At 35.3% G+C, this 15835-nt stretch carries 11 protein-coding genes; 8 read left to right on the top strand and 3 right to left on the bottom strand.

Features of this window, described 5'->3' with window-relative positions:
- The first annotated feature begins 25 nt into the window (after window positions 1-25).
- Together EKM00_RS07070 and EKM00_RS07075 are read left to right on the top strand one after the other, a co-directional pair.
- Window positions 26-1546: a DoxX family protein gene (locus tag EKM00_RS07070; RefSeq protein WP_126515715.1), complete on the top strand. Its 1521-nt coding sequence runs from the start codon at window positions 26-28 to the stop codon at window positions 1544-1546.
- A gap of 81 nt (window positions 1547-1627) precedes the next feature.
- Window positions 1628-1912: a DUF6520 family protein gene (locus EKM00_RS07075; protein ID WP_126455275.1), complete on the top strand. Its 285-nt coding sequence runs from the start codon at window positions 1628-1630 to the stop codon at window positions 1910-1912.
- Between the two features lie 408 nt (window positions 1913-2320).
- Here EKM00_RS07075 and EKM00_RS07080 read toward each other — a convergent pair whose 3' ends face one another.
- From EKM00_RS07080 to EKM00_RS07090, 3 genes are read right to left on the bottom strand one after another with little or no spacing between them, the layout of a single operon-like run.
- Window positions 2321-4945 (bottom strand): alpha/beta hydrolase family protein, encoded by a 2625-nt coding sequence (locus EKM00_RS07080; protein ID WP_126515716.1) that lies wholly within the window; start codon window positions 4943-4945, stop codon window positions 2321-2323.
- On the bottom strand, window positions 4945-6318 hold the full coding sequence (locus EKM00_RS07085) for a RagB/SusD family nutrient uptake outer membrane protein (RefSeq protein WP_126515717.1): 1374 nt from the start codon (window positions 6316-6318) through the stop codon (window positions 4945-4947). Before EKM00_RS07085 ends, EKM00_RS07080 begins: the two co-directional genes overlap by 1 nt.
- Before the next feature lie 16 nt (window positions 6319-6334).
- Window positions 6335-9355, bottom strand: coding sequence for a SusC/RagA family TonB-linked outer membrane protein (locus EKM00_RS07090; RefSeq protein ID WP_126515718.1), 3021 nt, complete (start codon window positions 9353-9355; stop codon window positions 6335-6337).
- A gap of 1093 nt (window positions 9356-10448) precedes the next feature.
- Here EKM00_RS07090 and EKM00_RS07095 point away from each other — a divergent pair.
- From EKM00_RS07095 to EKM00_RS07120, 6 genes are all read left to right on the top strand, one after another.
- Window positions 10449-10676 carry a helix-turn-helix domain-containing protein gene (locus EKM00_RS07095; RefSeq protein ID WP_126515719.1) on the top strand — a complete coding sequence of 76 codons (228 nt, stop codon included), beginning with the start codon at window positions 10449-10451 and terminating at the stop codon, window positions 10674-10676.
- 545 nt (window positions 10677-11221) lie between these two features.
- Complete coding sequence (locus tag EKM00_RS07100; protein ID WP_126515720.1) at window positions 11222-12148, top strand: SMEK domain-containing protein; 927 nt, start codon at window positions 11222-11224, stop codon at window positions 12146-12148.
- 3 nt (window positions 12149-12151) lie between these two features.
- Window positions 12152-12391 (top strand): ABC-three component system middle component 6, encoded by a 240-nt coding sequence (locus EKM00_RS15250; protein ID WP_126515721.1) that lies wholly within the window; start codon window positions 12152-12154, stop codon window positions 12389-12391.
- Window positions 12384-14111: a DUF2326 domain-containing protein gene (locus tag EKM00_RS07110; protein ID WP_126515722.1), complete on the top strand. Its 1728-nt coding sequence runs from the start codon at window positions 12384-12386 to the stop codon at window positions 14109-14111. The genes EKM00_RS15250 and EKM00_RS07110 overlap by 8 nt, the downstream gene beginning before the upstream one ends.
- Before the next feature lie 209 nt (window positions 14112-14320).
- Window positions 14321-15106, top strand: a complete 786-nt coding sequence (locus EKM00_RS07115; RefSeq protein ID WP_126515723.1) for a hypothetical protein — start codon at window positions 14321-14323, stop codon at window positions 15104-15106.
- Window positions 15107-15383: 277 nt separating this feature from the next.
- A complete protein-coding gene (locus EKM00_RS07120; protein ID WP_126515724.1) occupies window positions 15384-15653 on the top strand; it encodes a hypothetical protein in 270 nt (89 codons plus the stop codon).
- Window positions 15654-15835: the final 182 nt, after the last annotated feature.

A 15835-nucleotide genomic window follows, 5' to 3' on the forward strand; every position in this document is an offset into this window, starting at 1 on the left:
TTTACAGTATTAATCCTGTCGAGTTATGAAAAGTTATAGCACCAAGTTCAAAGAAGTAGTTGTCGAAATAATAAGTGTTTTATTAGTTCTATTATTCGTCTATAGCGCACTGAGTAAAGTACTCGAATTCCAAAACTTTCAAGCGCAGTTGGGTCAATCCCCGTTATTAAGTGCGTATACTGGATTTATTTCCTACGCTGTTTTAATAGTGGAATTCACAATTGCCTTACTTCTTGCCTTTTCTAAAACCCGCTTTATAGGCCTTTTATCCTCTTTTTTATTAATGGTGATGTTCACCGCATACATAATTGTAATTCTCAATTATTCGTCTTTCGTTCCATGTTCTTGCGGTGGTATATTGGAAAAACTAGGATGGAAACATCACTTAATATTTAATGTTGTTTTTACAATTTTGGCAGCAACAGCTTGCTTGATTTGTACAAGAAACAAATCGAAAACAATCTTTGGATTAATAAGTATCACAATTGTAGCTCCTACCATAATAGTGGCACTTTACATTAATTCTGAAAACACAATGCATCGCGAAAATCCATTTATCCGGCGCTTTATTCAAGGTTCATCAACAAAAATTGCTGAAGTAGATCTAAAAAGTAATTCACTATATTTTGCCGGAGGAGACAATAGCACAATTTACATGGGTGATAATAAAGCACCGCTTCACATAACTGCTTTTGACACTATTTTGAAAGTCAAACACCAGTATAAAATCCAGTTGGAAAGAGAAAATTTTCCATTCAGTGCAGTTCAAGTGCGAGTTACACCCCCATATTTTTACTTGATGGATGGAACAGTTCCTGTAATTTATAAGGGAAATATAGTCAACTGGAAAGCTCAGTTAATAATGCATAGCAATAATTACTATTTTTCTAAAGCTGAAATTATAGCTCCAGACAAAATTGCATTTCGGGCACAAGAACTAAAATCATCAAACAACGTATTAGGAATCTTTACATTCTCATATAGTCTGCAGGTACAATATGCTCCCAACCTGTTACAAAAACAAATTGATGGTTTCTTTGATACAGATGGCATGATACACTATGATTCAAGACTTCAAAAATTGGTGTATATCTATTATTATCGCAATCAATTTATAGTCGCTGATAAAAACGGGAACTTAGAGTATCGAGGAAACACGATTGACACTACAAGTAAAGCAAAACTCAAAGTGACATTTATAAAAGAGACAGGACAACGAAAAATCGCTTCTCGTCCATCCACAGTAAACCAACTTACTGCCGTGTCTGGTAATTTACTCTTTATTAATTCCAAGCTAATAGGACGCTTCGAATCAAAAAAGATGTGGAAGCAAGCAGCAATTGTAGATGTGTACGACATCGAGCGAAACATCTATTTGTTTAGTATCTACATTTATGATGTAAATGGAGCCAAAGTGCAATCCATGCTAATATCCGGAAATAATTTGTTTGCAATAATTGGTCACCACGTACACAAATACCGTTTGGGTAAGGATTTTTTCAATATCCCTAAAGCCATGATTTACAATACAAAACAATATAAATAATTTACTGGCGCTAGTGACAGGGTTGAGACTGAAAACCTGTAAAAAAGAGTAAGTCAAATTTGTAATTTAATTTTTTTTACTATGAAAACAATTGTAAAAGTGATTCTGCCTGCATTGGCATTCACATTAGCGAGTGCTGCAGCGGTTAGCACTAATGAAGCTAAAATCAAGGAGTCAAAAAAAACAGTTTTAATTTCGGGATACATTCAGAATCCTTCCCCTGAAGACTGTCTCCAAGTTAATGTTGATTGTACTCCTGTAAACACTGGTCAGCTTTGTATGTCCAGTGAGGCAACCCCCAGACAAGTTTTTGATAAAAACGAAGGGAATGCTTGTAGCGTCAACTTATTCAAAGTGATTGACTAGAAGCAGAAATTGTAAGATGCAGTTTCCCGCAAAGGAAAATGCATCTTATTTTTTACTACTATTCCATAATGGTTAATCAAACATTTACGAACTCCAATAAACTACCAACATAATAATAATAATAATAATAATGATCTTTATCCACCTCTTCTCCCCGCCCTTATAATTTTACTCCAAAAAATCACGGTAAGGATTTAAGCGTTGGCGACAGGGAGTGACCCCCGAGTCGAGTGTGAAACACGGGCGGCTGGGGTCGCGATAGGAAAATGTGTTCGATGATTTTTGGAGCAAAAATATTCTGGCTTGATTTTTTGTTTCTTTTGAAATCGTAGATTCACGAACTCCAATAAATTATTAACTCGTGAGTAATCAAGACAAAAGAAAAAATACCCTTAATAAAAATAAAAACTACTCCTCTCTATCCGCTTTCATCCATTCCGCCTTTACCTCACCCTTCAAATAATGACCAAGCCAATCCTGAATTTTATAGGTCAAATCAATCTGATTTTTAGGATTAAAAAAAATATGACCATCATTAGGATATACTAACATAACATGCTCTTTTTGCAATCGCCTCAGTGCCGCATAAAAAGTTGCTGCTTGCCTGGGCTGCACATTTTGATCTAATACACCTGCCCAAGTCAATAATGGAGTTGTAATCGATCTTGCGTTAACTAAAGGAGAATTGCGATAATACGCATCACGATTCTCAAAAAAAGAAAATCCCATTCGATACTGTTGGTTCTCATACCGCCACCCATCCATGGTATTGTAGTCAGTATTTATAGTAAAATAATGCCCCATAGTGTCCGAAACTCCGTTACCACTTATGGCCGTCGCAAACATGGAAGTCTGAGTGATGATAAAATTGGTCTCATAAGCCCCGAATGAATGCCCCATCAAGCCTATCCTTCCGGCATCAGCTATTCCCATTGCAATGACTTTAGTAGCTGCCTTCGTCACACAATCTACGGCAGAAAATCCTGTATTGCCTTTTTCAAAAGCAATATCTGGCAACAGAACAGCATATCCGTTGCTAGTGAGATTCGTTATATTAAATCCCAAAGTATTGTATTGTGTAGGATTGACATAACTATTGACTTCACGTGATACTATTTCATAAATATAAACCACCATGGGATATCGCATGGTCGAATCATAACCTGCGGGATAAAATAAAGCCCCGTTCAAAATTCTGCCTTTACTATCGGTGTAATGAATCATTTCCGATTTCCCCCATTGATACAATTCATGATGTGCATTACTTTGCGCCAAAACAGTAGCCGGTTTATCAATACTGCGTCGAAACATCAAGCTGGGAGGTCGATCAAAGCGTTGCGTAACATAGACAAAAGCATCAAGCTCTTTGGTCTTTTGTAATTTACTGATAGAACTATTATCAATTACAAGAGGCACCACACCCTTTTTATGTTGTAAAGTGTAATATCCAATTGATCCTCCATATAAATCAAGTACCGTAAGCAATAGGTTTTTTGAAAGGTCATATCGAAAAATTCCTTTACCTTTATAATTAAAATCATGTCGATCTGAAAGGGCTGAAACATCAAAACGAAAACGCAACTGATTTTCTTTACCATCGGTGAGGCGTTTTCGTACCAGTCCATCAGGAGAAATGGCCCAAATATCATGATAGTCATAATAAAGTCCCCATTGATTGTCTGTAGTCCAGCCGGGCTGTCCCCAAACATTCAATTGGTTTCCAGGATCAGTGGCACTGTTATCCCATGATACATCAAGTCCCTTGGTGACATTAGTATGGGTTTTCTGTTTTAGATCATAAACCCACCAATTACTTTCTTTATAATAGTTAATATACCGTCCATCAGGCGAAATACCCATGTGATTAATAAGACCCGAATGTCCCTTTAAGAATAATTCCCGTCTACCGGTTGCAAGATGTACCAGATAATAATCCATATCGGCAATCCACTTATATTGTGGATTGTACTGCAAAGGATCAGCCACAAGAGCATAATCTTGATTACCGCTCAACATCACCCAGCGCTGCTCCGCAGTACTGATTTGACGCACAACAGCACTCTTAGGATACCAAACAGCAAGGTATTGTGGATACTTTACTGTAGCCGATAACTTCCGGTCGGGAAATATCATTTTGTCTTTTGCATGCCAAATTTCCACTGCATCTACTGACATCCTATTATGTTTGGATACTGCAGCCGTTATCCCGAAAAATACCTTTTCTCCATCTAGTGATAGTGCTAACTCAACATTTTGATTAGGCGCAATTTTCATAGAAACGGGAAAATTTGCATCCATGCTATTTAAAACATACTGTTGCCCCGATTCAATATCATGATAATAGAGCTCCTCCTCTCCCTCATTAACACCATAAAAAATAATTGCTTTTCCTTTATGTTGCCATTTAAGAACCTTAAAAGTCTGAGTTTTTTGTGGTATTATAAAGCGTTTGACATAAGTTCCTGCCAATGTTAGACTTCCCACTTGACCAATACCATTTTCCGTGCTCGCATAAACCAACATATTTTTAGCATCATTCAAACGGTATTCCGTCACATTCGAAATAACATCGATAATCATTCCGTCTTTTCGAATCACAAGCGGGCTACCCTGACCCTTTTCTATCGTGACAAGATAATGGGTGTCTGATGAAAAATCATAGCGTTCTACACCGGGAATTATACTCTCTTTCCCACTTCTCAAATCAATTAAGGAAAGACCTTCTTTTTTACTGCAGGCAAAAGTGCGCTCACCGTTAAAGATTCCTGCACGTCCTCCAGGTAAAGAATATTTCAGTCTGGTTTTAGTATTTAGAACAAACAAAGTGTCCGCCTTGGACTCGTAAGCCATATGATAAGTCGCCCATTTTCCTTTCGAAGAGATTTGCTCTCCGCTCATCGTTCCCCAAAGCGAATAATCCCCCTCAGTGAGTTGCCTTTTGATTGGCACCTGTCCCAAAACGGGACAGGGAACCAACCCTATTAAAATTACAGCAACAATGCTATAAACAATAGATCTAAAATAATCCTGCATTAGTAACCGGGATTTTGAGTGAGTTTCATATTAGCTAACAACTCTTTTTCCGGTATCGGCCATAAGGAATCATCACTATTCCACGCTGGTTTTACAGCAGCTAGCACTGCATCAAGAGTCCCTGTCCGCTTCAAATCAAAAAACCGGTGTCCGTATTCGGTAAACAATTCAAATCGTCGTTCCTGAATAATCGCAGCTACAATTGCATCAGCACCAACAGCATCAGTATCAGGCAATCCTGCTGTACGCCGCACTACATTTAGGTCCTGCTTTGCTCCTGTCAGTTCTCCTTGTTTGGCTCGCGCTTCAGCTCTGATAAGATATTGTTCCGCCAGTCTGAAAACAATCGAATATTCTACAGCGGCCCCGGTATTGCTTTTTTGTTTGTACTTTTTGGAATGGTACCACTTAGAAGTTCCATTTGATATGGTTGCTATCCAATGTGTTTTCCTAAGGTCATTGGTTGCAAATGAATTAAACAGCGCTGGGCTCAAACCAACAAAGGGTGGTGGTCCCGTCATAAAAATAAAAGCGGAACCTTCATCCGTATTATTACCCGCCAGTTTGGGAATAAATTGCCAAATAGTAGATTTACTTTCCTTGAGGAACGTTTTATCAATATTGTTTTCCCAAACATAGAGCGGGTTATTCAAAATAGCCGAAGCAGCATTCGAGGCTTCTGCCCAGTCCCCATTGTATAGGTAAACGCGCGCAAGTAAGGCAAGCGCTGTAGAGCGATTGGGTCTGACCCTGTCGGCACTACTATAGTTTTCTGGCAATAAGGCAATCGCCTGATTCAAATCGGCTATAATAGTATTATAAACTTGACTTGTAGGAATTCTTGATACGAGCCGATTGGTCTCATAATCTGTGGAAGTAATATAAGGCACATCACCGTAAAGGTTTGTGAGGTAAAAGTGTACCAATGCCCTAATAAAAACGGCTTCTCCTATGTACAAATTCTTGTCGGCTTCGGAAAGAGTTTTTGAGTTTTTACAACTCAATATAACCGCATTCGCGCAGTATATCTGATGATAACTTTCATTCCATAATTGTCCAACAGTCGACGTATTAGCCAGCAGTGTATTATTAAATAAGAAAGAAGTATTTTCGTTACTCGTTCCATAATAAATCAATTCATCTGCATATAGCCCTAAGCTGACACTGCTGCCTATCGTTAATCCAGTCAGCAAACCAGTATCACGTAGTTTAGCATAAACATCCGCCATAGCAGCATTTGCCGTCGTTCGGTCTTCAAAAACTAGGTTTCCGGTGAGTTGCGAATCCGGAATATCCACATCTACAAAGGAATCACATCCTACAAAGTGGAACAATATGATAAGCATCGTAATTCGTATAGTATAATTTTTCATGATATAAAATATTAGATTAAAAAGTCAACTTTACCCCTACGGCATTAACTCTCAATGGGGGCAGATAGCCACCAAATTTAAACTCTGGATCACCATTAGTATATTTGGTAAATGTCAGTAGGTTTTGTCCTTGCCAATACAATTGGCATCGCAAACCTTGGCTGAGTTTCAATGGTAAATCATACGTCAGTGAAATGTTTTTAAGACGAACGTATGAGGCATCCTGTAACGCTCCGTCACTCGTTCCAAAACGATAGTAGGCTGTTATCACACTTCCGTTCTTCCCAGCAGTATAGGGTTGTTGCGTTGCGGAATCCGCTACACTCGCCAATTGATTAACCAGTGTTCCGGGAACTCCGGGCAAGGCACCAAAAGCTTCCTGCTTCACAAACTGAAAAAGGAAGTCCAATTGCACTCCTCTATATCGGAACTGATTCGATAGCCCTCCAAAATAACTAGGCGTCAAATCAGCCAATGCCTTCCGGTCGCCTAAGGCGGTAGTGATTCCGTCACCATTAATATCTTCAAACTCATAAACGCCGGTTATAGAATTCATACCTGTATAATGATACACTTTGATAATACTCGTAGGCTCCCCCACTACATACGTATTGGCATAAGTCGAACTTTTAAGCCCAGGAAACGAAATCAATTTATTTCGGTTAACTGAAATATTGAAATTAGTAGACCACTCAATATGTTCACCAGTCAGGTTTACCGTCCGCAATGTCAGCTCATAACCACTATTCTCTACCGTAGCATCAAGATTACCGTATAACGAACTAAATCCTGTGGTTCCTGGTAACGGTGCTCCAACCAATTGATTCGAAGAACGATTAAAGTAGTAAGCAGTTGTCAGGAAAATACGATCCTTCAAAAATCCCGTTTCAAGAGCTATTTCAAATTTTTTATTACTTTCCCATCCAAATTCAGGATTAAACAATCGCGTAGGCTGCAATCCTATAGTTCCTTGGTAATTATTGCCTGTGGAAATATAGGTATCCAGAAACTGATAATCGCCTATCTGATCGTTACCCGTAATTCCGTAGCTGGCACGTAGTTTTCCAAAACTTAGGATGCTATTATCTTTCAAAAAAGCCTCATTCGAAAACAGCCATGCAGTACCTACTGCTCCAAAAGTACCAAACTGCTTACCCGGTCCAAAACGGCTCGAACCATCGCGACGACCTGTCAGATTAAGGATATAACGACTATCCCACGTGTAATTCAAACGGGCAAAAAGAGCCTGATACTTGTAAATCGTAACGTCACTCAATCGAACTGCCTTGGTAGTCGCTGAAGCCAAATCGTGGATAAGACTATTACTCGCAAACCCATAACCGAACTGATAAAGACGCTCGGTGCGCTGGTTTTGTAATGTACTTCCCAACAAGGCCTCAAAACGGCCTTTACGTATAGCCATATTGTAATGAATTTGTGGCTCCACAATCCAAGAACTGCGGTTAGTAAAATTGGTAGCAATACTTGAGGACTTACTGCCTAAACCAAACGAAGGATTATACATTGTCGAAGGCTGGGTCCGGCTCTCATTGTTATCCAAATCCGTAAAACCAAAACTTGTTTTAAATTCCAAATTTGGCATAAATCGATACGACAGTACTGTATTAGCGACAAGATCATTGATACGGGATTCGACTTCTGATTGCAATCCCGCTAAAGGATTAGTCCATGTTCCATTTTCCCAATTCAATGCTCCATTGGAATCATACAAGTCGGGCGCATTAGGAGCCAATGTGCGTGATACTGCCGTGAGATCTATAGCAGGCTGGTTATTATTTTGCGAAGTATAATTGGTTGAAAAAGTAATTTTAAAACGTTCATCATCTGAAATATGATGCATACTAAAATGTCCTGAACCCTTAGTATATTTAAAATCTCCCGGAAAAACAGTGGTTTCAGTTCGGTAATTACCGCTCAACAAATAATACGTTTTGGCGCTGCCGCCTGATACAGAACCTTGTAAAGTATAGATTTTTGCTGTACCCCCTATCAACTTATCTTGCCAATCCGTATAACGGTTCGGACTCCAAGTACCATTAACATCATAAGCTGAACTTGGATATACAGTTACACCATCATTAACTAATGCCTGTTTTCGCATCGCAAGATATTGCTGGGTATTCATAAGTTTTGGAGTATCGGTCACAGTACCAAAACTGCTGGAGGAATTAATACTAAAACGAGTGACTCCGGCCTTTCCTTTTTTAGTAGTAATCAAGACCACACCATAAGCACCGCGTGAACCATAAATAGCTGTGGCATCAGCATCTTTTAAAACCTCTATACTTTCAACATCAGAGGGATTGATCGAATTCAATGGACTCGTTAAGGTTGGTGCAGTACCTGACGTAGCGATGGAACCAATGGTTTCGGAAGAATAAGGCACACCATCTATAATATACAGTGGTTGATTTCCATCCGCACGCAAGCTGTTTTTTCCCCGAATTTTGATAGTAAAAGAACCTCCCGGTGAACCACTATCTTGCACAATATCCACCCCAGCCATCCTTCCCTGCATCGTAGCAAGCACATTTGTTACTGGTTGTTTTTCAATATCCTTAGCTGTAATACGGGCAATACTTCCGGTGCGCTCCTTTTCTTTGACAGAATAGTAACCCGCATTAATTTTCACTTCCTGCAATTGGGTAGCATCTTCTTGTAATTGTACGTTTAGTATTTTTCGTCCGTTTATAGACTCTGTAATGGTTAAAAATCCCATAAAACTAAAGACTACTATATCGTCTGCTGATGCAGTTAGCATATAGTTCCCGTTAAAATCAGAGATAGTTCCAGCTGTAGCTTTTCCTTTTATAGAAATAGTCACACCGGCTAAAGGGTTTGTACCATCAGTTACAGTACCGCTTATTTGCACTTGCTGTTGAGGTATAATTTTTTTTGTTACCGTCGCAAAAGCGGAAGGGGTGATTGTTGCGGCATGGGCAGGAAAATCGCATAAGCAAATTCCTAAAAGCAAAGGAATCGCCGGCCATCCCTTGTAAAATGAAAATATATTCATAATTTTGGTTTAGTTAAATGAAACGTTAGTTTTGTTAGCATTGGTCCTCTATGCAGTTGTCCAGACGGTTGGAGGGCCTTTTTTGTCATTGCGAGGCGTTGCGAGGCACGAAGCAAAGCAATCTCATTTCGAGGTTCGACGCACCCGAGAGAAGCAAAGCAATCTCAATATTATTATTCTATCATAGGCATAATTTTTAATTAGATTTATATTCTACGTTCTTGTCTCTATATTCTACGTTCTAAATTCTTTAACCCAATTCAAAATTTAAAATAATTAATAACCTCTATTCACCTGACGATGTGAATTTTAACATCAGTTCAGTTCACGCTATTATAACCATAAAACCACATGAACATCGTTGCTATAAAAAGTATAATTATTCCTATTTGTATTTGTTTGTAGTATTTCATAGTAAAAATTTAGATGTTGTAAATCCAGTTGTATTGCTAGGGTAATTTGGTGTAAGAATTATATAAAGGAAGATTGATTTTTTGCATTATTGCCATCACTCTTCATCACAATTCAAAATTTAAAATAAAAATGACTTCTTTATTATTGTCTTTTGCTTCTCACAATTCACAATTATAAAAAAAGAACCTGCACTGAAACACTAACTCAAAATAAAGAAACAGCACAGGCATTAAATAAATAGTATTTTTTTTATTTCATAGTTATGGTTTTTTTAGCGGTTAAAACTGCTGCGAGACTATGAAAAAGGAAGAAGCGGTGCTGAGAATGAAGTTGAGTATTGCCAAAATAGTTGCCAAAAAATGGCATGGAACTCAGCTTATATCGCTCCAAGGTACTGGTATACCCGCACACGAATAAGTGAGCCCACGCCATGAGACGTGAGCATCTTACTTATCATCTCGCGTGCTAAAAGTACCAGTTTTTGGAACGAGATTCTAAGCGAATGCTTCAAATATTTTTATATGAAGAATCGCAAAATTATTTATTTAAATGCTCAATGCAAATATTATTTAATAATAATTTCAATATTAAACAAATATAACAAAAAAAAGTTATTTGTTATAAGTTCTTATAACATTTTTTAAAAAAAATATAACGCCTTTTGTTTAAAAGCTAAAAAATGGACAAACATAAGGAAGAGAAGTTAAAAAAATTCGGTTTGCATATCAAGAAACTTCGCACTGACTTAAATTTGAGTCAAGATAATGTTGCCTTAAATAGTGATAAACTTATTAAAGCCACAATAAGTGATATTGAAAATGGCAAAAGAAATTTATCTTTTACAACACTTTTAGATTTAGCAAAAGGACTTGGAAAACACCCAAGAGAATTATTAGATTTTGATTAAGATAACTAACATTTTAAAGAGTTAAAAAAGGATGCTATTATGCATTTTTTTTTAACTCTTTAAATTCTCCCAAATTGCATATTGAATTTCCAGAATTGCATAGCATTCTAAAATACAAAATCATTTATTGCATTCTTTTAATTTAAGAATACAGCAAATGAAATGGTATGAAATTATAGGGTTAATTGTGGTATGGGTTTTAGGTCTTTATGTGACAGGGAAGTTTTATAAGCATGTGAGGGATAGGCATTATAATGGTAGCTGGAGACGAAAGAAATGAAAAATATGCCGCATTAGAATTAGCTTACTATTATACTCTTTAATTAAAGTCAAAATATCACTAAATGTGGGTATTGTAACAATAGTTTTAAAAGTCTTTATTTACGAACTAGAATATATAGCTTCAGATATGGTAAAACTTTAAAAAAAGCGTTACTTGTTGATGTTATATACAAGTTGGGTGCAAGCCTATAAGAGACACGAGACAAGAAATAAATTGAAATTTTTAAAGACAGTTTTTTAGAATAAGTATCTTTACAACCAAAATGGACAACAGACAAACCTACATATCAATAATTACCAAGAGAATAACCTATCTTCAAAAAGAAGTGGAGAATTTTAATTCTCTAAATTTAACTGATATCAACGTTTTTGCTGAAAACTTCTATCGTGACTTATTCAACCTAATTGGGTTTGAATTTAACAATACAAATTTTGAAAACAATAATTTCGCTCATATAGACCTAATTGACACTGTTAATAAACAAGCAATTCAGGTTACCTCTCAAAATGACAATACCAAAATAAAGGAAACGATTGATGGATTTTTCGCAAAGCCAGAAAACAAAAATTATAAATTACAAATATTACTCATCTCAAAAGAGGCCAAAGATTACAGGACAAAATTTGGAAAAAAATTTAATCATAAAGAAGATGTTTTAGATATCAAAAGACTTCTAGCAATCATCAATGACATTAAAGAAATTGAAACTATTAAGGATATAGCAGATTTCTTGGACAAGAATATATTGACCGAAAGGCTTAAAACAGAATGTTCAGAAGTTGAAACAATTATGATGCTTATAAATTATCTTAGTTTAAATAAGAACAGAGTAATTATTGACAAAGCAGTTAATGTTGACCCAAAAAACAAAATTGAAAATAGGTTTAGTGAGCATTCAGACTACATTAAACAACAATATTCAGAATTATATGCCAAATACAACGGAGCCTTGGTTGAAGCAACATCAAAAATTGATGGTGTAGAAGCCGAAATAATTTCAGATTTTTTGAAGGATGAAAGCGATATAATATTAACAAAAGAAAATAATAACCCAAAACTTGCTCTCTATTCTCTTGTTGAACTATTTTATGGAAAACTTTCTTCTAATGGTGTTAAGTTTGACAAACAAGCGATAAAGTTTTACTTACTTGATGAATTAATTAAATGCAATGTTTTTCCAAACAAATAATATATGTTAGTATCTAAAGACGAAAATTTAAAGACTTCTTCCGTTTATGTTGCCTCTCTGATTTTGAAACAGATTCAGAAACAGAAAGTCGATAAGATTTCTATTTTCGAGGTATCTAAAGAACTAAAGAAACATAATATATCTCGTTATAGGCATTTATTTTTTGGTCTTGCATTTTTGTATTCATCAGGAATAATTGATTTTAAAGAACCATTTATCTACATCAAAAACAAGAATGATTAAAATCAATAGACTATACAGTGAGCCTGAAATATTCACCCCAATCTCATTCGATTTTGGAGTTAATATCATTATGGGTGAAAAATCAGAAAAAACAAATAAAAAAATTGGAGTTGGAAAATCTGTTTGCATAGAATTTATAAACTTTTGTCTTTTAAAAAGGATTTCTGACAGCCGACTAAACCTAATACCGAAAAAAAACGCTGAGATTATTGAAAGCCAAATAAAATTGGACTTTGATTTTAATAATAAGAAGGTAATCATTTCTCGTTCTATTAGTAAACCTGATCAGGTATCAATTCAAATAGATGGAGAGAATATTCATTTTGATAAGCTTGATGACGCTTCAGAATATCTTGGTAATCTATACTTTGAAAAATATCCAGCAAATACAAAAAGGCTGAGTTTTAGAAATTTATTACAACCGATAATTCGAGATGAACGCTCTGAGTTTAAAGACTTAATAAAATGTTTTGATACTAACAAGTCTATTCCATCGGATTATAGTCCACATCTTTTCTTTTTAAATGTAGGTCTTCAAAAATATACAGAGATTAAATATTTAAATGATGATTTAAAAAAGAAAAATACTTTTTACTCAGAAACTAAAAAGCTTGTAACAAATAACAATGAAATTAAAATTCAAGATGCCAAAGCACACTTAAATGAATTAGAAAGCGAAGTTGGAAAAGTTAATAAGGCTGTTGAACAGTTGAAAACCAATGAATCATTTGAATTAATACAAGAAGACTTGGTGAAGTTAGAAGCAAAGTTAGCAGATTTGAGAACCAAACAACAAGCAATTAAATTTGAGATTAAGCAAATAGATTCATTTCCTAAACCAGAAAGTATTAATGAAAATGAAATTCAAATAATTTTTAATCAATTCAAGAAAGGCCTTGGTGATTTAGTTGAGAGGTCTTTGGATGATTTAAAAGAGTTTAAAAATAAAATTGATGGTTTTAGAAACTCAATTGTAAATGACCGCTTGATAAGTTTGAAATCTGAACTTTCTCAAATTAATTCAATTGTCAGAAAACTTGATGAAGAATATTCTGAAAAGATTTCCTTATTGGACAATGGCGAAGTTCTAAAAGATCTAAAGACTTCAATTAGAGTATTTAATGAGAAGAATAGAGAACTAAATAATTTACGTTCCTTGATTCAAAAATATGATGAATCAGAAAGGGACAAGAAGAAACTTGAAGCGGAAAAAGCGGTTTTGATTTCAGACCTAGAAGAAGAACTTTACAAAAATCAAGAAACATTAAAGAGTTTTAAAGAATCTATCCTAAGCATTCACGAGAGAATAATGGGTAATCGTGAAGCACACTTTGAAATAAAAACAACAAAAAATCAAAGTGTTGTTGATTTTATAATGAGAACTGATGATGACGGCAGTCATTCTACAGAAAGAATGAAAGTATTTATATATGACATTTCACTAATGTTGAATGAACATACAAGAAAAAACCATCCAAGATTCTTAATCCATGACAATATTTTTGAAGATGATGATTCAATAGAGAAAAGTTTGAATTTTTTATTTGAATACAATAACAAAATGCCAAATGAATTTCAGTATATCGTTACACTCAATAGTGATTTGATTGAATCAGCCTCTAGAAACGGAAAATTATTATTTGACATTGACGAATTAAAACGAGCTGTATTTACAAAGGACAATCGATTTTTAGGCTTGAAGTATAATGAAACTAAATAGAAAACAGAAGGCCAGCACCCAACAGTTAGAGTTGCGTGCACAGCACGAACAATGAAAGCTGTCTTGAACGGAACTAGAGGCAGATAAAAAGAAAATAATTGTACACTAAATTATCTATATTTAATTTTTAACTAACAAAAAAAGCTCCGCGTGGAGGAAATTAGATATACTGACGTTGTGCATAATTTTAAGTAAAACCGTATAAAATCATGATAATTGGAATCTCATCATTTTGCTGGCATTGTTTTAATGAAACTTCACAGACAAAAGAAGATTATGAAAAACTAAAAAAGGAGCTGCTTTCTGATGTCGATTATGAAGTTGAACTTAATGATGAAAATTTATATGAATTTATTTGCCCTAAAAATCATCGTTCATTAACACAACTTCAAGAACAAAAATTCGAAATATTATTTGACATTGCTTCATTAGCCTTAATTGATGGATATACAAAAGAAGCCGTTTCTAGTTATTCAAGTTCACTTGAAAGATTTATTGAATATTGTATTCTTATATTTTCATTAAAAAATTCGGTTACTATCGAATCTTTCATTAAAACGTGGAAACAAATGGCAAATCAATCCGAACGACAACTTGGAGCATTTTTAATTCTTTGTTTGCAAGAAGGAATGTCAAATCGAATAGAAGAACCAAGGTCAACATTCAGAAATAAAGTAATACATAAAGGTTATATTCCGTCATCAAAAGAAGCTATAGATTATGGTCAATACATAATGTCATTTATTCAAAACACTCTTAAAGATCTAAATCTAACAAGTAATGAATATTTACAGCAGGCGATGCGTATTCATCTAACAAAAAATGGAGATAGACTACCAGAAAATGTGCGTTTAGCAAATGCATCTATGCCCACTATTATAAGCTTAAGAAGTGTACATGACAAAGATTACGGAAATATTTCGTTAATCGATGCCCTTAAGTCTGTAAAAGAAAATGGATTTTACAAACACTTTTATAGAAAGAAAATCCAATAAAAAAACTACTCAAAAGAAGTCACTATTTAACGGAACCGCAGGTAGTTAAAAGTGAATAAATTTTCGGTTTTCCCCCAGCTAGCTTGAGCATTAAGTAACACAGGAGCTGGCACGAACGTCTCGCTCGTGCGCACAATCAAAATCAATTAAGAGAAGTAACCCGCTTCACGAAGTGTTCGGCTCTTTGCTTCGATATAAATTTCAACTGTTTACGGAAAACCGTATTCATTTAGAAGTTTAACATTGTAAATTTCAAAAAAATTAAATCTTAAAAAAAATGGGAACAACAGTTATGAAAGTATTAATATCATATGATGTTAGTGCAAAAAATCCAGAAGTAAAAGCTGCACTGCTAGCATTAAATTATTATGATCAATTTACATTAGGAACTGCTTCAAGAGTTTATCATTTACCCAATACAACTTTATGGCATCAAACAAAATCTTCTGATCAAGCAATGTCAGACATGAAAAAAGTTTGTGCCGATTTAAAAGTTACACTTGAAAAAGCAGTAGCAGTAAAGGCAGATGAATTCGTAGGATTATAATATGAACTACTCTTCGGAGTGGTTTTTTTGAAGCTTTTTTTAACAAAACAATTAAAATGTGAAATATGTGGATATTCCGCTGGAAAGGTCGCCACGATTCCGCTACAAAGTACACCACCCATTCCGCTTCAAAGTACACCAATTATTCCGCTGCAAAGGTCGCCACTTATTCCGGAGCAAAG

It is taken from the genome of Flavobacterium sp. RSP15 (assembly GCF_003968755.1).
Classification (GTDB): Bacteria; Bacteroidota; Bacteroidia; order Flavobacteriales; family Flavobacteriaceae; genus Flavobacterium.